Below are 18,012 nucleotides of genomic sequence, written 5' to 3' on the forward strand. Positions count from 1 at the left end.
AGCCAGGGGAGGAGGGGGTCCGGGGCGCGGTCGAGGATGCCGCCGGCGGGGTCGTCTACGTGGTCGCGGCGGACCAGGTCGGTTTCGGGGCGCAGGATTTGGTAGATGATCATGGCGCACAGGCCGACGACGGCCAGGTCACGCAGTACAACCGTGCTGGTGAACCACTGTTCGGGCAGGCCCTTGTTGTCTTCGCCGAGGTAGTAGAACATGCGCGGTACCCAGACGAGGGCATCGATTGTCATCCAGGCCAACAGGATTCGGCGGTGGGGCAGCGCCAGGACGGCGAGGGGGACCAGCCACAGGGAGTACTGCGGGCTCCACACCTTGTTGGTGAGCAGGAACGCGGCGACCACCAGGAAGCACAGCTGGGCGAGGCGGGGACGGCGGTTGGCGGTGAGTGCCAGATAGGCGATGCCCGCGCAGGCCAGCACGAACAGCAGCAGCGAGACCGTGTTCAGGATTGTCGGGGGTTCACCGTGCGACAGCGGACCGTCGAAGCCCTCCCAGCCGGTGAACGAGGAGATCACGTTGTAGATCGAGTCGGGGTCGGCGTGACGGGTGGTGTTGAGACGGAAGAACTCTCGCCACCCGTTCGGGAACAACACCGCGATCGGCAGGTTCACCGCACCCCACGTGCCGAGTGCCGCCGCCACGGCGAGCGTGGCCGAGCCGAGCGGACGCTGCGCGAAAACCTGTGTCCGCGTCGGTGTTGCGCGCAGCCAAACGCGGGCCGCGGCGAGGCTGTCGATATCGCGTAATCGCAGACCGGCCTGGGCGGCGGGCAGACGCCGCATCGGATCGGTGCGCAGGCACAGCACAATGATCGGTCCGAGCAGCAGCAGCGGATACAACTTCGCGGCACCACCCAGACCGAGCAGCACCCCCGCGAGCACCGGCCGCCGCCGCGCCCACGCCAGCAGGCCGGTGGCCGCGAAAGCCGTTGCCAGGGCGTCGAAATTGGTGAAGATGTGCACGATCACCAACGGCGACACCGCGATCAACGCGGCATCCCAGACCCGTCGCCCGGCTAGTCGCGACGACGCCCACACCGTGATCAACCACCCGACGGCCAACCCGAGCGCGACCACATTGAAGTACACGACAACCGACAGCGCACCGGGCAGCGGCAGGTGATCCCACACATTGCCGACCTGCATGGCCGCGTACTGGTAGAGCCCCGAAAGCACCGGGTACTCCATGTATCTGACCTCGGTGCCACCGTCGGGGGTCGACTCGAGCCAATACTTCTTGTACGGGAACGCGCCCTCGTTGAGCCGCTCGGCGCCGTAGAGCGGCACCGTGTCGGAGTAGCACATCGCCACGTACTGGCGGCCGTTGTTCCAGTCGAGCATCAGCCCGCCCGCGCCGTCGTCGGTCTGCTGGATGCAGCCGGCCTTCGTCGCCCAGCCCAGCGCGAGGAAGACAACGGTGAAGGCGAACAGCACCCGCAGCGGCGTCCAGAACCGGACCCGCCCGATCAGCGCGTGCTCGCCGACCGGGCCGCCGATCACCGTCGACAGTTGCGCGGTGAGGGAATCGTTGCGGCTCGGGCGGTCTCGCGCGTCGATCGAACGCAGGTCCGGTGCCAGTGGTGCGGGCGACACGTACTGCGGCTCGCGGCCGGGCCAGGTGTCATTCGGCGCCGGCTGGTCCGCGAGTTGCTGATCGGTCACGACATCCGAGGCTACCGGTGGCTATCGGGAGCGCGTCGGTGTGGCTCCCGCGCCGCCGCTCTCCTCGTCGTCGTTGCCGCCGCCGCCACCCGGCCTGCCACCACCGTTGCCGTTGCCGGGGGACTCACCGGGAGTCGCGGTCGGCTGACCGGGCAGCGGGCCGGTGGTCGGCTCCGCCTGCTGCGGCTGCTGCACGGCGGGCTGCTGAACACCGGGCACGGGGATGCGGATGCCGGGCAGGATTTCCACCTGCGACGGCACGATCACCGGCGGCGCGATGGTGGGCGCGGTGGTTTCCGGCGCCGTGTAGGGCGCCGACCATTCCGGCACACCGGCCTGGCCCTTGATCGCGGCAGGCTTGGGGAACGTCTCGGTGGGGGTGCCCGCCAGGGCGCCGTCCATCGTGGCCTTCCAGATGTCGGACGGCAGGCCGGAACCGTAGATGTGCGAGCCGCCGTAGTTCTTCAGCGGGTCACCCTGTTCGGTACCGACCCACACCGCAGTCGACAGCGACGGCGTGTAACCGACCATCCAGGCGTCGCGGTTGTTGCCGGTGTCGCCGAGCTGGTGGGTACCGGTCTTGGCGGCCGATTCCCGGCCACCGGCCAGGTTGTGGTTGTTGGAGTAGGCCGCGATCGGCTTCATCGCCGCGGTGACGTTGTCGGCGACGGCCGCGCTGACCCGCTGCTCACCGGCCGGTTCGCCGCGATCGAGCAGCACCTGCCCGTCGGCGGTGACGACGCGCTGCACGAAATGCGGTGCGTGGTACATGCCGGAGGCGGCCAGCGTGGCGTAGGCCGAGGCCATGTCGAGCGGACGCGACTGGTACTGGCCGAGGATGATGCCGTTGTTGGGGCCCGCACCGTTGGGCTCGGTAAGCGTGGGGCCGACGCCCGGCAGTTCCTTGGCGATACCGAGCTTGTGACCCATGTCGGCGATCTTCTGCGGACCGTTCTGCATGTCGAGCTGCATCCGGTAGAAGCTGGTGTTCAGCGAACGCTTCAGCGACTCGGCGATCGTGCACATACCGCACGACTGGCCCTCGACATTGTTGATCTCGATGCCGTTGACCTTGAGCGGCGAGCTGTCGTACATCTGCGACAGCGGAATGCCCTGCTCGAGGTTGGCGGCAAGACCGATCACCTTGAACGACGAACCGGTCGGCAGACCCGCGTTGGCGAAGTCGTAGCCCTGGCCGTCCTCACCGCCGTAGTAGGCGCGGACAGCACCGGTGCGCGGGTCGATGGACACCACCGCGGTGCGCAGGTTCTCGGGTTCACCGTCGAGCTTGTTGCGCGCGGCGTTCACCGCGGCCTCCTGCGCCTTCGGGTCGATGGTCGTGGTGATCTGCAGACCCTCGGTGTTGAGCTGCTGCTCACTGATCCCCGCGGCCGACAGCTCTTCGAGCACCCGGTTCTTCACGTGTCCTTCGGGCCCGGAGTCCAGGCTGTTCTCGCCGAGCGACGCGGCGGGCACCACGGCCGGGTACTGCATCGACTGACGTTCGGCCGCGGCGAGGTTGCCGCCCGAGACCATGCCGTCGAGCACGTAGTTCCAGCGCGACTTCGCGCCGGTGGGGTTCTTCTCCGGGTCGAGCAGCGAGGGCAGCTGGATGGTCGCGGCGAGGACGGCGCCCTCGGACACCGACAGCTCCTGCACCGGCTTGCCGAAGTAGGCCTTGGCGGCGGCGTCGATGCCGTACGCGCCACGACCGAAGTAGATGGTGTTCAGGTAGGCGGCAAGGATTTCCTCCTTGCTCCACTGGCGGGCCATCTTGGCCGAGATCACCAGCTCGTGCATCTTTCGGGTCATCGAGCGCTCGTCACCGACCAGCGCGTTCTTCACGTACTGCTGGGTGATGGTCGAACCACCACCGGCGCTCTCCTTGCCGAGGATGTTGTCGCGGGCGGCGCGGGCGAAGCCCGACACCGAGAAGCCCGGGTTGGTGTAGAAGTCGCGGTCCTCGGCGGCGATCACGGCATTGCGCACATGCGGCGGGATCTGGTCGATGGAGACCTCGGTGCGGTTGCCCTGCGGCGGCACCACCTTGCTGATCACGCTCGTCCCGTCGGAGGCGTAGATCATGGCGACCTGATTGGTCTCGAGGTCTTCCGGCTTGGGCACCGAAACGGTGGTGTAGGCGACGAGGAAAACGGCACTCGGCACGACGATGGCCAAGGCCATCAGGACATACATTGTCCGGCGCACGGCACGCCACGGCGATTTCTTGGTCACCGAACCATCCCTACCCGAGCCGTCGTCGCCCCCGCCACCATCGCGGCGATTGCGTGGCCCGACCGGCGGCGGTGTGCCGCCCGCACCGGTGGCGCGGCGTTCACCGGTGTTCGGTCCGCCCGGGCGGCGACCCGCGCCGGGTCGCGCGGCGACTGGAGTGCCACCGGTCCGCGGACGACCTGCCTCCTCGCGCACGGTCCGCGGCGGATGATTCGCCCGCACCGTCGACTCGTCGACACCGGGACGGGGAAGTTTCTGAGTGGCGCCGGCAGCCCCCGCGGCGGGCGCAGCCGGACGTCCCGGCGCGGGCCTGCCTTGCGGCGCACCGGGACGCTGACCGGGCTGACCCGGCCGACGCGGCGGCACCCCACCCGGCGGCGGCGCAGGCTGACGGTTCTGCGGCTGCGGACCACGCGCCCCCGGCACAGGCCCACGCCCACCCGGGGCGGGCGGACGCCCATCCGGCGCGGGTGGACGCCCACCGGGTCCACCCTGCGGACGCGGCGGACCGGCAGGCGGCGTCGGCCGACGCGGCGGCCCCACGGGACGATCACCGGACTGCGGACCTGGTTGTGCGCCCCGCAACGGGCGGCCGCCGCGCGGATCGTCACCGTAGGGGGAGGGCTCGTAGGGCGAACTCACTGACCAGATCTCCATAACTCGTAAGGTTCAACCGGCACACAACATCCGCGCCGGCGAACCGGCGCGGATATCTTGCACCCCGAACTGCGGCGCATCATGCGGCCGCCGTCATTCGGCGGCAGAGCGACGTCCCGCTCTGGGGCTCGCCCGGCGGCGGGCGGGCGCGGGCGCCGACCCGAGCACGTACGACTGCACCAGGTGGTTCCAGCTGCACGAGCGGCACACCTCGACGACATGCACCGAGAATTCCTCGTTCGACTCTGCCATCCGCGTCAATTCGTCGGGTGTGCGCGCCGACCCGGCCGCCTGGCCGAGCCCGTCGCCGAACACCCACGACACCAACGTCAGCTGCTCTTTTCGGCAGATCGGGCAGGTCACCTCACTGCCGCGACCGTGGAACTTCGCGGCCCGCAGCAGGTAGGGATTGGCATCGCACACCTCGGCGACGCCGACCCGCCCCGCGTAGACATCGGCGAGCAGCGACCTGCGCCGGAGCGCATAGTCCACCACCTGCCGCTGAATTCGCACGATCACCAGAGTAGCCGGGATTGATTTTCACCGCCGGTGCCACCGCTTGTTGCCCCCTGCGGCCTTAGACTCCCGATACCGGGTACTTTCCGGGTCTTTTCGCAGGTGAGGCGTGGCAAGCAGATGGCAGATCCCCCGCAGGCGCATTCCGCCGCCGATTCCCGGACGAGGGCGCGTGATATCGATCGCGCCGAGGTGTCGACCGTGCTTGACGCGGCCTACGCCGAGGGCCAGCTCGGTGCCCAGGAGTACCACGACCGGGTGGAACGGGCCGGTTCGGCACGCACGCTCGGTGAATTGCGTGGTCTGACCGCCGATCTGCAGTCGCCCGCGGTATTCGGCCCGACCACCGAACGGAAGCGCTTCGGCCGCAGGCATTCCGGCGAGTACCCGACCAGGACCAAGGCGCGCGACGCCGACCGGGCACGCACGATCGCCGCCCTCGACACGGCCCGCGCCGACGGTCAGCTCGACGCCGAGGAGCACACGGCGATGACCGAGCTGGCCGCCGAAGCGCGCACGCTCGGTGAGCTGGCCACCCTCGTCGCCGAGTTGCAGCAGCGCCCGGCGGCGCCGGTGAAGCCCAAGGCGCGCAACACCTTCCGCATCGCGACGATCGCGGCCGTCGTGCTCGCGGCGGTCGGCGGCTTCGCCTGGACGATCCGGGCCGACGAACCGGCCGCGGCGGAAGCCGCCGCATCGATCAACTACGACGCGGCCCCACCCCTGGTGATCCCCACCCCGAACCTCAACACCATCGCCGGATTCGTGCAGTTCCGCGACGACTACCGCACCAAGTTCGGCGACGCCGTCGTCGACGAGGCCGTGCTGCACGACGAGCACGCCTCGGCGGTCCGCCGCGCACCCGACAACGGCGACTGGACGGTGAGCTACACCTATCGTGGCGGGTTCGAACGCTCGAATTCGCAGGTCACCACCCGTGACCGCAAGGCAGTCGACATCGACCTGGCACAGGTGAACACCGATGCTCTCGGCGCGGTGCTGAACACCGCCGCGACCACCCTCGGCGTCCCCGACGGTGTGGTCTCCCACTACCGGATCGCCAACGACAGCTGGGCCGGCAGGCCCTCGATCACGGTCTACGTGCGCAACGAGGTCTCCCAGTCCGCGCATCTCGTCCTCGCGCTCTCGGGCGAAGTGCTGAAGACCTACCCGTACGAAAGATGACGGCATGAAGACCACCTCCCCGGCGAAGAACCTGCGGGCCCGCGACGCCGACCGCGCCGACGTGTGCGCCCTGCTCGACGCCGCCCTGGCCGACGGTCAGCTCACCGAGGCCGAGCACGGCAGGCGCACCGCCACCGCCATGCGCGCCGAGACCTTCGGCGACCTCGACCGCCTCGTCGACGACCTGCAGATCCCCGACGGCCTGGCCGCCACCCCCGTCGCGCGCGGTATCCCCCGCGCCCCGCGCCGCTGGTGGCTCCCGGTGGGCGCGGTGATCCTCGCCGGCCTGGTCGGCGCGGGTGCCGGTCTGCTCGGGCGCAGTACCGTCCTCGCGCCGCCGCTGCCCGATCTCACGACCGGCAACGGCTTCGCCCATTTCCTCGCCGACTACCGCGCCGAATACGGAAGCGCGCTCGCCGACGAGTTGACGCTCTACCCGGAGTACGCGCTGGTCGAGCGTGATTCCGGGAAGCCGGGCAAGCAGGACGAGCTGCAATATCGTGGCGATTTCGACCGGTGGGGTTCGCCCGGTTCGCGACCGCCCGACACCCGCTCGTTCGACCTGGCCACCGTCGACCTGGCGAAGTACGCGCGGATGATGTCGGGTGCTCCGCAGACCACCCGCGTGCCCGGCGGCTGGGTGTCACACGTACTCGTCCGGTTCCCACCGGCCGGCGGCAAAGATGCCGAACCCGAGATCAGCATCTACGTCAAGAACGAGGCGGAACAGAGCGGATATCTGAAGATCCGGCTCAGCGGTGAACCCATCGCGGTGCACCCGGCAGACGCCTGACCTGCTGATTCGCCCGAACCGGGCAGTCGGTCCCCTGCTCATGTGAGGGATACGACTACGCCCTGATGTATCGCTCCGATATAGTGGGAAGTCGCATCCATCGGTTAGGTCCGTTCGGCCTGTCAGGCCGTCATAGTCAGGGAGTGAGGTCGGCATGCTCGAGTTGGCGATTCTCGGCCTGCTCCTCGACGCGCCCATGCACGGTTACGAGCTGCGCAAGCGGTTGACGGGCCTGCTCGGGGCGTTCCGGGCCTTCTCCTACGGTTCGCTCTACCCGACGCTGCGCCGGATGCAGGCCGACGGGTTGATCGCCGAGGAGATACCGGAGGGCGCGACCGCGCGCCGTGCGCGCCGCGTCTACCGGCTCACGCCGGTCGGGCGGGAACGGTTCAAAGAACTCCTCGCCGATACCGGTCCGCAGAACTACACCGATGACGGCTTCGGTGTTCATCTGGCCTTTTTCAGCCGCACCCCCGCCGAGGCGAGGATGCGGATCCTGGAGGGCAGGCGACGCCAGGTCGAGGAGCGCCGAGAGGGTCTGCGGGAAGCGATCAAGAAGGCCAGCGGCTCGCTGGATCGCTACACCCGCCAGCTCCACCAGCTCGGATTGGAATCAAGCGAGCGCGAAGTGCGCTGGCTCAACGAGTTGATTGCGGCGGAGCAATCGACGAAGGCGGCACCACAGAAAGAGGGAAAGAGCGGCCATGAGTGATGTCAACAAGGTTGGATCCGGCGAAGTACGCGTCGCGATCGTCGGTGTCGGCAACTGCGCATCGTCGCTGGTGCAGGGCGTGCAGTATTACAAGGACGCCGATGAGAACGCGGTCGTTCCGGGTCTGATGCACGTCCGGTTCGGTCCCTACCACGTCAAGGACGTGAAGTTCGTCGCCGCGTTCGACGTCGACGCCAAGAAGGTCGGCTTCGACCTGGCCGAGGCCATCTTCGCCAGCGAGAACAACACCATCAAGATCTCCGACGTGCCGCCCACCGACGTGACGGTCCTGCGTGGCCCGACCCTCGACGGCATCGGCAAGTACTACGCCGAGACCATCGAGCAGTCCGAGGCCCCCGCGGTCGACGTCGTGAAGGCGCTGAAGGACGCGAACGTCGACGTGCTGGTGTCCTACCTGCCGGTGGGTTCGGAAGAGGCCGACAAGTTCTACGCCCAGTGCGCCATCGACGCGGGTGTCGCGTTCGTCAACGCGCTGCCGGTGTTCATCGCCTCCGACCCGGTGTGGGCCAAGAAGTTCACCGATGCCGGTGTGCCGATCGTCGGCGACGACATCAAGTCCCAGGTCGGCGCGACCATCACCCACCGCGTGATGGCCAAGCTGTTCGAAGACCGCGGCGTGGCGCTGGACCGCACCTACCAGCTCAATGTCGGCGGCAACATGGACTTCAAGAACATGCTCGAGCGTGAGCGCCTGGAGTCCAAGAAGGTGTCCAAGACCCAGGCCGTCACCTCGAACCTGAGCGGTTCGCTGGCGGGCAAGGTGCACGACCGCAACGTCCACATCGGTCCCTCGGACTACGTGGAGTGGCTCGACGACCGCAAGTGGGCCTACGTGCGCCTCGAGGGTCGCGCCTTCGGCGATGTGCCGCTGAACCTGGAGTACAAGCTCGAGGTGTGGGACTCGCCGAACTCGGCGGGCATCATCATCGACGCGGTGCGCGCGGCCAAGATCGCCAAGGACCGCGGCATCGGCGGGCCGGTCATCCCGGCCTCGGCCTACCTGATGAAGTCCCCGCCGGAGCAGATCGCCGACGATGTCGCGCGCAAGCAGCTCGAGGCCTTCATCATCGGTGCCGACTAGTCACTGAACAGAAAGGCCGGGCGCACATCGGTGCGCCCGGCTTTTTTGTCTGCTCAATCGAGGGAGACGTACACCTCGACGCTGGTCGGGCCGGTGTAGCGCTCCAGTTCCGCGGTGTGGGAGCGGGTGATGGTCCCGGCGTTCTCGGCCTTGATCACCTGGGCCCACGCGGTGCGCAGGAGGTCGTAGGGCTTGTCGGAGACGACGAATTTTGCGTAGCGGCCCGCGGGAATGCGGGTCAGGACGTCGCCTTCGTCCACGTCGTCGAGGCCGGCGACCTCGTAGCCGAGGACGGCCACGGCGTGGTCGTTCTGGCCGATGTAGGCGGCGGCACGGGTGACCGGCTTCTCGCGGGACAGGTAGCGGTCCCAGGTGAAGTTCACCAGGTCGAGATCGCGGGCGGTGACCTCGCGACCGGCCAGCGGCACGGTGAGTCCGGCGATCAGGCTGTTGTCCAGGGTGACGATCTCGAAGTCGGCGGTCATCGGCTATTCCCCGCTCTGCGCGTCGTCGGTCAAGGAAACGAAGATCTCGACGGTGCGTTCGTCGGGGTACTGCTCGCAGTCGCCGGTGTAGGCGCGCACGAACTCGCCCGCGGCCTCGGCGTCCCACACCTGCCGCCACAGGGCGACGATGGTGTCGCCGATCTCGTCACCGTGCGCCACGAACCGCGCGTAGCGGCCCGCCGGAATCCGCGCGAGCACATCGCCTACCTGCAGGTCGGCAAGGGTTTTGCATTCGTAGCCGACGATATGGGTGAGGTAGGAGTTGATCTCCGGAGCGAAGTCGACGTAGCCCGTCGCGAACGGTCCGGGTAAGTCCTGTCGTGCCCGTAGCCGCTGCCACGCTTCCACCACTTTGGCGCGTCGCGGCCCCTCCACAGCGAGCGCCGGACTGCGCAGCACTGTGCCCGCGATCAGCATCTCGGGACGGTCAACGACATTGAAATCCACCTGCGTAGCCCCTATGTCTAGTCTCGTCGTCGCTCGAGCGCACATCTTCCCGCATGGATACGACAGGTTCCGCGCCGGGATTCCGCCGGCGCCCGACTCCGGATGCGCACTGGCCAACGATGTTGCCATGTTCGTGCAGATGTGTGGTCACGCCTGTCCAATCCGTGATCTATCGCGGCGCCTCACCACCCAGTCCGGGGAACCATTCGCCGGGTGTACTGGGGCTCGGAGCGGGCGGGATGATGATGATCGGCGCCGGATTGCGTGGTGTGTCGCTCGGCGGGTTGAGGATGTCGAAGCCACCGCCACCGCCACCGCCACCGCCGCCACCGGACGAGGGCGGCGGGGCAGGTACCAGTGACCCGCTGCCGCCCAACGGCGGAGTCGGGAACTCCTCCACCGGCGAACCGGCGAGCGCGGAGTCCATCGTCTGCTTCCAGATGTCGGCGGGCAGCCCCGAACCCCAGATCGGGTTGCCGCGTCCGTCGCGCAGCGGTTGCGGATGCTCGGTGCCCACCCACACCGCTGTCGACAGCGACGGCGTGTACCCGACCATCCAGGCGTCCTTGTTGGCCTTGGTCTCACCCAGCTGGGTCGTCCCCGTCTTGCTCGCCGACGGCCTGCCCCCCGCCAGGCCGTGCCCGTTGGAGTAGTTGGCGATCGGCTCCATCGCCCGCGTGGTCGCGTCGGCGATGGCCGGGCTGATGCGCTGTTCCGGCTCCGGAAGTTGTTTGCCCCTGCGGGTTTCCGGCGGTCCACGATCGAGCAGCACCCGGCCGTTGCCGGTGGTCACCCGCTGCACGAAGTACGGCTGCCGGTACACCCCCGACGCGGCGAGGGTGGCATACGCCGATGCCATATCGATCGGCCGAACAAGATACTGCCCCAACACGATTCCGTTGAGCGGCGGCTCGCCGTTCTCGGTGAGCGTCTCGCCCTCCACCCCCGGGATGTGCTCGGGGATGCCAGCGAGATGGGCGGCCTGGGCCACCGAGCGCGGACCGTCGGCCATCGTCATGGTGAGCCGGTAGAAACTGGTGTTGAGGGAGCGTTTCAGTGCCTCGGCCAGCGAACACCGCCCACACGAGTCACCGTCCACATTGGTGATGGTCGTGCCACGGTCGGTGATGGGTGAACTGTCGATCGCCCGCGTCACCGGGATGCCCTGCATCTGGGCGGCGACGAGCGCGAAAACCTTGAAGGCCGAACCGGTTTGCAGCGGCGCCTGGGCGAAGTCGAATCCGGTGCCGTCCTCGCCGCCGTAGTAGGCGCGCACCGCACCGCTTCGAGGATCGATCGACACTACGGCCGCCCGCAATTCCGGTGGCTGCCAAGAGGATCGGGCTCGCACGCTGTCGACGGCGCCTGCCTGCGCGACCGGGTCGATGGTGGTGGTGATCTGCAGGGCGCCGGTATTGATGTCGGCGTCGGTGAGTCCGGCGGCGCGCAGTTCCCGCAGCACCATGGTGCGGATGTGGCCCTCGGGGCCCGATGTCTCGGGCTCGGTCGCCACGTCGTCGAGGGCCAGGATCGGCGGGAACACCGTCGCGTCACGGTCACCGGGGGCGAGCACGCGCATCTCGACCATCCCGTCGAGCACGTACTGCCAGCGGGCGCGCAACTGGTCGAAGTGGGTTTCCGGGTCGAGCACCGAGGGTGAACGGATCACCGCGGCCAGCACGGCGCCTTCGGCCAGTGTCAGTTCCGGCACCGGCTTACCGAAGTACGCCTTGGCCGCCGCCGCGATGCCGTAGGCGCCGCGACCGTAGTAGATGGTGTTCAGATATGCGGCGAGGATCTCGTCCTTGCTCCACTGCCGCGACATCTTCGCCGCGATGATGAGCTCGCGCATCTTGCGGGTGACGGTGCGTTCGGAACTCAGGAAGGCGTTCTTCACGTACTGCTGGGTGATCGTCGACCCGCCACCGGCGTTGTCGTGCCCGGCCAGGTTGTCCCGCGCCGCGCGCAGGAACCCGCTCGTGGAGTATCCGGCGTTGGTGTAGAAGGTGCGGTCCTCGGCCGCGAGCACCGCCTCCCGCACGTGCATCGGCACCTCGGTCAGCGGAATCGGAATCCGGTTGCCTTGCGGCGGAATGATTTTCGCCAGCACCGTGGTGCCGTCGGCGGCCAGCACCGTCGCCGGTTGCTCGACGGCCACTTCGCCCGGTTCGGGGATCTCCGAACTCCAGTACACCGCGAAGAACAGCAGCGCGGGCACACACACGAAGATCACGAACAGCGCGAAGACCAGCCGCCGGATCCGCTGTGCCCTGGTGCGCGGCGGGCGGGGTTCCGGGTCGTCGTCGCCCGCCAGCCGGGCAGCCTGGGCTCGCCGGGCCGCCCCTTTGCGCGGCTGCTGCTCGCGCAGAGGATCCCGGAAGCCCGCGATCGAGGTATACGGCACGTCCTCGTCGGAACGCCCGCGCCTGCCGGCCACGACCATCTCCTCCCGTCGGTGCAGGCGACTTTACCCGCCTGCACCGGCACAACCCGGGAGGAGCGCGCCCGTCAGCTCTTCACGCCGCCCGCGGTGAGGCCGGAGATGATGCGGCGCTGGAAGATCAGCACCATGATCACCAGCGGTACGGTGACGATCACACCGGCCGCCATGATCGCCGCGTACGGCTGGACGAGCGGGTCGTTGCCGGAGAAGCTCGCGATGGCGACCGTCACCGGCTTGGTCTGCTCACCGGAGAGCAACCGGGCGAGCAGATATTCGTTGACCGAGGCGATGAACGCCAGGATCGCGGTGGTGAACACCGCGGGCGCCGCCAGCGGCAGCATGACCAGCCGGAACGCCTGCAGCTTGCTCGCACCGTCGATGCGCGCGGCTTCTTCGAGCTCCCAGGGCAGTTCGGCGAAGAACGACGCCAGGATGTACACCGTCATCGGCAGTACGAACGAGATGTTCGGGATGATCATCGCCTGGTACTGGCCGATCCAGCCGAGGTCGGTGAACAGCTGGAACAGCGGCGTCACCAGCACGACGGCGGGGAACATCGACGCCGACAGGATCAGCCCCGAAACCAGGTACTTGCCCGCGAAGGTCATCCGGGCGAGCGCGTACGCGGCGAGCACGCCGAGCACCAACGCGACCGCCGTCGTCACCGAGCCGATGATCACGCTGTTGAGCAGCGCCTTGCCGAAGTCGTTGCCGCGGCTGGTGTCGAAGGCGTTGCGGAAGTTCTCCAGCGTCACGTGGGTCGGCCACGGAGTGCTGTCGAAGGTGTGGGCCGGGTCGCGGAACGCGACAACGGCCATCCAGTAGAACGGTCCGAGCCCCCACACGAGCACGATCGCCACACCGAGGTACAGGCGAACTGTTCCGAGCCGTTTCCGCCACGAAACCGACTGTTCCGCAACGGGTTTGCGTTCGACGGTGGGCTCTTTGGTCATCGAGATGCTCATCAGTTCGCCTTCCGCTGCTCTTCCTGCGTGCGAACGGCGTTGGCGCCCAACACCTTCACCAGCAGGAACGCGATCGCGAACACCAGCACGAAGGTGATCGTCGACAGGGCGGCCGCGCTGTTGGGACCTTGGCGCACCTGGTCGACCACCAGGATCGACAGGGTGCTGGTGGCCGGGTTCGCGCCGGTCATGATCGCGGGCAGGTCGTACATGCGCAGCGCGTCCATGGTGCGGAACAGCACCGCGACCAGCAGTGCGGGCTTGAGCAGCGGCAGCGTGATGTGTACGAACCGCTGCCAGGCCGACGCGCCGTCGACCTTGGCCGCCTCGTACACGTCGTTCGGGATCACCTGCAGCCCGGCCAGGATCAGCAGCGCCATGAACGGGGTGGTTTTCCACACGTCGGCCACGATCACCGCGAACCGCGAGGCCCACACATCCGAGGTCCACAGGATCTCGGTGCCGAGCACCCGGTTCACCACGCCGTCGTACTGGAACATGAACTCCCACAGCCGCGCGGTGACAGCGGTGGGGATGGCCCATGGGATCAGCACCGCGGCTCGCAACAGCGCCCGGCCACGGAAGGTCTTGCCCATCACCATGGCCATGCCGAGGCCGAGGGTCGCCTCGATCGTCACGGTCACCACCGTGAAGAACAGGGTGACCCCGACCGCCGCCCAGAACTGCGACCCGAGCGTGCCGGTCGGGCACGACACCGTACCCATCAGCGAATTGCATTGCTGCAGTAGCCAATGGGTGTAGTTGTCGAAACCCGCGCTGCCGCCCTCGACGAACATGCCGGTGGCGGGGTCGATGCCGGCGTCCTTGCGGAACGACATCCACAGCGCCTGGAACACCGGATAACCGATGACCACGGCCAGCGCCACCATCACCGGCGTCACGAACAGCCACGCCCGCCGTGATTGCCTCAGTTGCAGCGCTAGCCCGCGCTGCTTGGCTCCCGAAGGATCCGACACCGTTTCTACTCTCCTACGGTCTGGTCGGGTCCGCTGCGCGTACCGCTACGAACCAGCGGTCTCGATGCCCTTTTGCATGCCTGCGACTGCGTCGTCGACGGACTTCGTGCCGTTCAGGGCAGCATATGCGTTGTCCTGGATGGCCTTTGACACCGCCTCGTAGAACGGCGAGACCGGTCGCGGCACCGCGTTGGCGATCGACTCCTTCAACGCGGGCAGGTACGGCATCTTCGCGATCAGTGCCGGGTCGTCGTAGAGCGAGGTACGCACCGGCGGGAAGGCGCCTTGGGCGACGATCTGCTGTGCCTCTTCGCTGACCATGAAGCGAACGAAGTCGGCGGCGGTGGCCTTGTTCTTGGAGAACGCGCTGATCGCGACGTTGTAGCCGCCGAGGGTCGAGGCGCCGACATCGGTCTTGCCGGGCAGCGGTGCCACGCCGAAGCGGTCCTTCACCGACGAGCCCTCGCCGTTGGCCTGGCCGTACAGGTACGGCCAGGTGCGCAGGAACAGCAGCTTGCCCGACTCGAACGCGTTCGCGCTCTCGCCTTCCTTGAAGCTGATGGCCTCTTTGGGGATGTCGCCGCGCTGGTAGGCATCGACCAGAACCTTCAGCCCCTCTTTGGATTCGGGGCTGTTCACGGTGGGGGTCTTGCCGTCGGCGCCGACGAAGCTGCCGCCGTAGGCGTTGATGACCTCGGAGGTGTTCACGGTCAGGCCCTCGTAGGGGAACAGCTGACCGGCGTAGCAGCCGATGTTGTTGTCGCGCGCGATCTGGCACTGGGCGAGCATCTCGGACCAGGTGCGCGGCGGGTTGGGAACCAGGTCCTTGCGGTAGTACAGCAGGCCGCCGTTGGTGTTGCGCGGTGCCGCGTACAGCTTGCCGTTGTAGGTGGCGCTGGCGACGGTCGGCGCGAGCAGCGGCGCGGTGTCGATGGCGAAGCTGCCCTCGAGCGGCTGGATCCAGCCCTTGGCGGCGAACTCCGCGGTGTAGGGCACGTCGAGGGCGACCACGTCGTAGCCGTCCTGCTTGGAGCGGAAGTGCTCGGCCATGTCGTCGCGCTGCTGGTCGGCGTCGGCCGACTGCTCCTTGAACGTCACCTGCTCGTTCGGGTGCGCGGCGTTCCAGCGGTCGATGAGCTGCTTGACCATGCCGGTCTCGGAGACGTCCTTACCCTCGACGTAGGTGATCGGCCCACGCCCGGTCAGGTTCTGGTCGAGGGCGTTGCCGCCGTTGTCACTCGAGCAGGCGCTGGCGAACGATGCGGTAAGCAACGCAATCGAGGCAGCAGCCATCGTCGCTCTGGGGACAAACTTCAAGGCCATCGCAGACACTCCAGGGTCGAGACAGTGAGCAGCAGCACAGTGCGTCGGTGCAGGGGCAAACATACAGGATTTGTGGCGGCGCGGGCGCCGCGTGTTCGCGGCCCCGCCGGTCCCGACGATCAGGTACCGTTGCTTGCTCCTTCGTCGCCTACGCAACGGCACCTGATCGTCGGGACGGCCGCGAACCGCCGCTGCGCGGCGATCCCTCCTCGAGGTCGGGATGTGGTGGCGGGGAGTGCGGTTATGCGTGCTGAAGTGTGTCGGTGTGGTGGCCTACCCTCGATCGGGTGACCATTGCATCGTCGGCGGGGCCGGACCGGATGCTCTCCCGGATCGGTGGTTTGCTGCGCAAGGCCGAGGCCACCGACAACGAACACGAGGCCGAGGCCTTTCTCGCGGCAGCGCAGCGGCTCGCGACGAAGTCGTCGATCGATCTGGCGGTGGCGCGCTCGCATGTGGCGCGGCGCGAACGCAGGTCCACCCCGGTGCAGCGGATCATCCCGATCGGGGAGCCGGGGCGGAAGGGGTTGCGCACCTACGTGCAGTTGTTCGTCGCCATCGCCACGGCCAACGACGTGCGCTGCGATGTCGCGCGCACCTCCACGCAGGTCTACGCCTACGGTTTCGAAGCCGATATCGACGCGTGCGAGGCGCTGTACGCGAGTCTGCTGGTGCAGATGGTGCGGGCCTCGGATCACTACATCAAGTCGGGTGCGTATCGCGAGGCCACGGTGGTGAAGGTGGTCGCCGAGAAGCGGTTCGGCCGCACGGTCCGTCGCAGGGTGCAGGCCCCGGTCGCCGGTGTGACGGCGCGACTGAATTTCCAGATGGCGTTCGCGGCGCGGATCGGCGCTCGACTGGCCGAGGTGAAGGCCGAGGTGGTCGCCGAGGAATCGGCGGTCGAGTCGACCGGAACCGCACTCGCCCTGCGCGACAAGGAACTCGCCCTCACCGACTTCTACACCGCCACCTCGGAAGCGCGCGGCACCTGGCGTGGACCGCAGACCTCCACCGGCCACTCGGCCGCCGCCCGGCAAGCGGGCGACCGGGCGGGCCGCAACGCCCGCCTCGGCCCCGCCACCGAACTACCTGCCGCTCGCGGCAAGCTCACGGGACGATGAATCGCGACGATGTTTCCCGTCCGGCTCCGCGGCGCGACACGCAGCGGGCGCGGGTGTACGACGCCGAGCAGTTGGTGCGTGGTGTCTTCGATCGCGCCGAGGAATTCGGGCATCGCACTGTCGATATCTATGGTTCGCAGGTGACCTTGCCGGTCGAGCGGCGATTCGCGTCGGTGGAATCGGTGCAGAGTTATGTCGACAAGGTGCTCGCGCTGAATTGGGTTCGAGCCCGATGGGATCGGGCGGTGGTTTCCGTGCGGGTCCGTGCGCGGGCGGGCACGGCCGCAGCACATTACGAACGTGCTGCTGCCGTGCTCGCCGTCCCACTCCATACCGGCGCCACCGCATGGGCGTTGCGCGAACTGGTTGTTCTGCACGAACTCGCCCATCATTTGGCGCCGACCCCCGACGAAGTGGTGCACGGACCCGAATTCTGCACTCGCTATGCGGAATTGGCCGACGGCGTGATCGGTCCCGAAGCGGCTCTGCTGATCCGGGCGACATTCGCCGGTTGCGGAGTCCGCTTCGGGTAAGCCTCGATTACCGGCCCCCGGTGCTGCCCGGGGCGCTGCCGCGCCCGCCCTGTCCGCTTCCGCGCGGACCGGTCGAGGTGCAGGACTTGCTGTCCGTGCAGGGTGAACCGCTCGTCGAACCGCCACTCCCGCCACCGCCGAGCGATCCCCGAGCAGCGACGAAACTCGACTGCGCGGGGTCTGGTGTCGCTGCGGCGGCCACGCCGACCCCCATCACGCTGAACGCGGCGATCATCGCGGCGGCAATTGCTGTTCTCATTGTTTCCCCTTCGTTCTCGGCTACGAGTCGATCGTGCGGGATGGGGGCTAATGAATTCTCAACGGCCGCTTGTAGATAAGGCTCGAGGTCCCGGTGCATGCGCACCGGGACCTCGATTGGACGGGTGTTGCCGATCAGTCCTCGGTGACCTGGACGTCGACGTCGATATTGCCGCGGGTCGCGTTGGAGTACGGGCACACCTGGTGTGCCTGGTCGGCCAGCTGCTGCGCTTCCTCGCGGGTGAGGTGGGGAAGGGTGACCTCGAGGGTGACGGCGAGCTGGAAGCCGCCCTTGTCGTTCGGGCCGATCGAAACCTGCGCGCCCACAGCGGAATCGGCGATATTCGCGCCTGCCTTCTTACCGACCAGGCGCAGCGCGGAGTGGAAGCACGCGGCGTAGCCTGCCGCGAACAGCTGCTCGGGGTTGGTCCCTGCGCCGTCGCCGCCCATTTCCTTCGGCGGGGCGAGCACCACGTCGAGCTTGCCGTCGGTGGTGCGGGCGGAGCCGGTGCGGCCTTCGCCGGTGGCAAGGGCTTCGGCGGTGTAGAGAACCTGCATGGGGA

Annotated in this window: 17 protein-coding genes; 6 read left to right on the forward strand and 11 right to left on the reverse strand. The window is 68.0% G+C overall.

Annotated features, from left to right (window positions below; all coding sequences use genetic code 11):
• The 3 genes from HYG95_RS19470 to HYG95_RS19480 form a co-directional block, all read right to left on the reverse strand.
• Positions 1–1,676 (reverse strand): glycosyltransferase 87 family protein (locus HYG95_RS19470; protein WP_181699747.1); only part of this gene is annotated, 1,676 nt, incomplete at its 3' end.
• A 21-nt stretch (positions 1,677–1,697) separates the two neighbouring features.
• Positions 1,698–3,872, reverse strand: a complete 2,175-nt coding sequence (locus HYG95_RS19475) for a transglycosylase domain-containing protein (RefSeq protein ID WP_220139617.1) — start codon at positions 3,870–3,872, stop codon at positions 1,698–1,700.
• 789 nt (positions 3,873–4,661) lie between these two features.
• Positions 4,662–5,081 carry a DUF5318 domain-containing protein gene (locus HYG95_RS19480; protein WP_181699749.1) on the reverse strand — a complete coding sequence of 140 codons (420 nt, stop codon included), beginning with the start codon at positions 5,079–5,081 and terminating at the stop codon, positions 4,662–4,664.
• 123 nt (positions 5,082–5,204) lie between these two features.
• Here HYG95_RS19480 and HYG95_RS19485 point away from each other — a divergent pair, with 123 nt between their 5' ends.
• The 4 genes from HYG95_RS19485 (at position 5,205) to HYG95_RS19500 (ending at position 8,876) form a co-directional block, all read left to right on the forward strand.
• Positions 5,205–6,269, forward strand: a complete 1,065-nt coding sequence (locus HYG95_RS19485; protein WP_181699751.1) for a DUF1707 domain-containing protein — start codon at positions 5,205–5,207, stop codon at positions 6,267–6,269.
• A 4-nt stretch (positions 6,270–6,273) separates the two neighbouring features.
• Positions 6,274–7,062, forward strand: a complete 789-nt coding sequence (locus tag HYG95_RS19490) for a DUF1707 domain-containing protein (protein ID WP_181699754.1) — start codon at positions 6,274–6,276, stop codon at positions 7,060–7,062.
• A 154-nt stretch (positions 7,063–7,216) separates the two neighbouring features.
• Entirely contained in the window at positions 7,217–7,774 is a 558-nt protein-coding gene (locus HYG95_RS19495; RefSeq protein WP_067497596.1) for a PadR family transcriptional regulator, read from the forward strand.
• Positions 7,767–8,876 (forward strand): inositol-3-phosphate synthase, encoded by a 1,110-nt coding sequence (locus HYG95_RS19500; protein ID WP_181699757.1) that lies wholly within the window; start codon positions 7,767–7,769, stop codon positions 8,874–8,876. The genes HYG95_RS19495 and HYG95_RS19500 overlap by 8 nt, the downstream gene beginning before the upstream one ends.
• Positions 8,877–8,929: 53 nt before the next feature.
• Here HYG95_RS19500 and HYG95_RS19505 read toward each other — a convergent pair whose 3' ends face one another.
• From HYG95_RS19505 to HYG95_RS19530, 6 genes are all read right to left on the reverse strand, one after another.
• Complete coding sequence (locus HYG95_RS19505) at positions 8,930–9,361, reverse strand: GyrI-like domain-containing protein (RefSeq protein WP_067643408.1); 432 nt, start codon at positions 9,359–9,361, stop codon at positions 8,930–8,932.
• 3 nt (positions 9,362–9,364) lie between these two features.
• A complete protein-coding gene (locus HYG95_RS19510) occupies positions 9,365–9,829 on the reverse strand; it encodes a GyrI-like domain-containing protein (RefSeq protein ID WP_181699760.1) in 465 nt (154 codons plus the stop codon).
• Positions 9,830–9,998: 169 nt separating this feature from the next.
• Positions 9,999–12,272 (reverse strand): transglycosylase domain-containing protein, encoded by a 2,274-nt coding sequence (locus tag HYG95_RS19515; RefSeq protein WP_181699762.1) that lies wholly within the window; start codon positions 12,270–12,272, stop codon positions 9,999–10,001.
• A 65-nt stretch (positions 12,273–12,337) separates the two neighbouring features.
• Positions 12,338–13,237 carry a carbohydrate ABC transporter permease gene (locus HYG95_RS19520; RefSeq protein ID WP_370465847.1) on the reverse strand — a complete coding sequence of 300 codons (900 nt, stop codon included), beginning with the start codon at positions 13,235–13,237 and terminating at the stop codon, positions 12,338–12,340.
• Positions 13,237–14,214, reverse strand: coding sequence for a carbohydrate ABC transporter permease (locus HYG95_RS19525; RefSeq protein ID WP_181699764.1), 978 nt, complete (start codon positions 14,212–14,214; stop codon positions 13,237–13,239). Before HYG95_RS19525 ends, HYG95_RS19520 begins: the two co-directional genes overlap by 1 nt.
• Before the next feature lie 45 nt (positions 14,215–14,259).
• A complete protein-coding gene (locus HYG95_RS19530) occupies positions 14,260–15,537 on the reverse strand; it encodes an ABC transporter substrate-binding protein (protein WP_181699767.1) in 1,278 nt (425 codons plus the stop codon).
• 320 nt (positions 15,538–15,857) lie between these two features.
• On the opposite strand from HYG95_RS19530, the gene HYG95_RS19535 reads away from it, so the two are divergent.
• Both HYG95_RS19535 and HYG95_RS19540 read left to right on the forward strand, forming a co-directional pair.
• Positions 15,858–16,658, forward strand: coding sequence for a DUF2786 domain-containing protein (locus HYG95_RS19535; protein WP_181699864.1), 801 nt, complete (start codon positions 15,858–15,860; stop codon positions 16,656–16,658).
• Complete coding sequence (locus HYG95_RS19540; RefSeq protein WP_181699769.1) at positions 16,655–17,191, forward strand: TIGR04338 family metallohydrolase; 537 nt, start codon at positions 16,655–16,657, stop codon at positions 17,189–17,191. Before HYG95_RS19535 ends, HYG95_RS19540 begins: the two co-directional genes overlap by 4 nt.
• A gap of 7 nt (positions 17,192–17,198) precedes the next feature.
• On the opposite strand, the gene HYG95_RS19545 is transcribed toward HYG95_RS19540, so the two are convergent.
• Positions 17,199–17,450, reverse strand: coding sequence for a hypothetical protein (locus HYG95_RS19545; RefSeq protein ID WP_181699771.1), 252 nt, complete (start codon positions 17,448–17,450; stop codon positions 17,199–17,201).
• Between the two features lie 134 nt (positions 17,451–17,584).
• The gene (locus HYG95_RS19550) at positions 17,585–18,007 is read right to left on the reverse strand and encodes an organic hydroperoxide resistance protein (RefSeq protein ID WP_181699774.1); all 423 of its coding nucleotides are present in this window, start codon (positions 18,005–18,007) and stop codon (positions 17,585–17,587) included.
• Between the last annotated feature and the right edge of the window lie 5 nt (positions 18,008–18,012).

The organism is Nocardia sp. GTS18 (genome assembly GCF_013839555.1).
GTDB lineage: Bacteria > Actinomycetota > Actinomycetes > Mycobacteriales > Mycobacteriaceae > Nocardia > Nocardia rosealba.

Coding starts and splice junctions, on each gene's coding strand:
- HYG95_RS19475 (WP_220139617.1), bottom strand. CDS start 3,872: ATGTATGTCCTGATGGCCTTGGCCATCGTCGTGCCGAGTGCCGTTTTC.
- HYG95_RS19485 (WP_181699751.1), top strand. CDS start 5,205: ATGGCAGATCCCCCGCAGGCGCATTCCGCCGCCGATTCCCGGACGAGG.
- HYG95_RS19490 (WP_181699754.1), top strand. CDS start 6,274: ATGAAGACCACCTCCCCGGCGAAGAACCTGCGGGCCCGCGACGCCGAC.
- HYG95_RS19495 (WP_067497596.1), top strand. CDS start 7,217: ATGCTCGAGTTGGCGATTCTCGGCCTGCTCCTCGACGCGCCCATGCAC.
- HYG95_RS19500 (WP_181699757.1), top strand. CDS start 7,767: ATGAGTGATGTCAACAAGGTTGGATCCGGCGAAGTACGCGTCGCGATC.
- HYG95_RS19505 (WP_067643408.1), bottom strand. CDS start 9,361: ATGACCGCCGACTTCGAGATCGTCACCCTGGACAACAGCCTGATCGCC.
- HYG95_RS19515 (WP_181699762.1), bottom strand. CDS start 12,272: ATGGTCGTGGCCGGCAGGCGCGGGCGTTCCGACGAGGACGTGCCGTAT.
- HYG95_RS19520 (WP_370465847.1), bottom strand. CDS start 13,237: ATGAGCATCTCGATGACCAAAGAGCCCACCGTCGAACGCAAACCCGTT.
- HYG95_RS19530 (WP_181699767.1), bottom strand. CDS start 15,537: ATGGCCTTGAAGTTTGTCCCCAGAGCGACGATGGCTGCTGCCTCGATT.
- HYG95_RS19535 (WP_181699864.1), top strand. CDS start 15,858: ATGCTCTCCCGGATCGGTGGTTTGCTGCGCAAGGCCGAGGCCACCGAC.
- HYG95_RS19540 (WP_181699769.1), top strand. CDS start 16,655: ATGAATCGCGACGATGTTTCCCGTCCGGCTCCGCGGCGCGACACGCAG.
- HYG95_RS19545 (WP_181699771.1), bottom strand. CDS start 17,450: ATGAGAACAGCAATTGCCGCCGCGATGATCGCCGCGTTCAGCGTGATG.
- HYG95_RS19550 (WP_181699774.1), bottom strand. CDS start 18,007: ATGCAGGTTCTCTACACCGCCGAAGCCCTTGCCACCGGCGAAGGCCGC.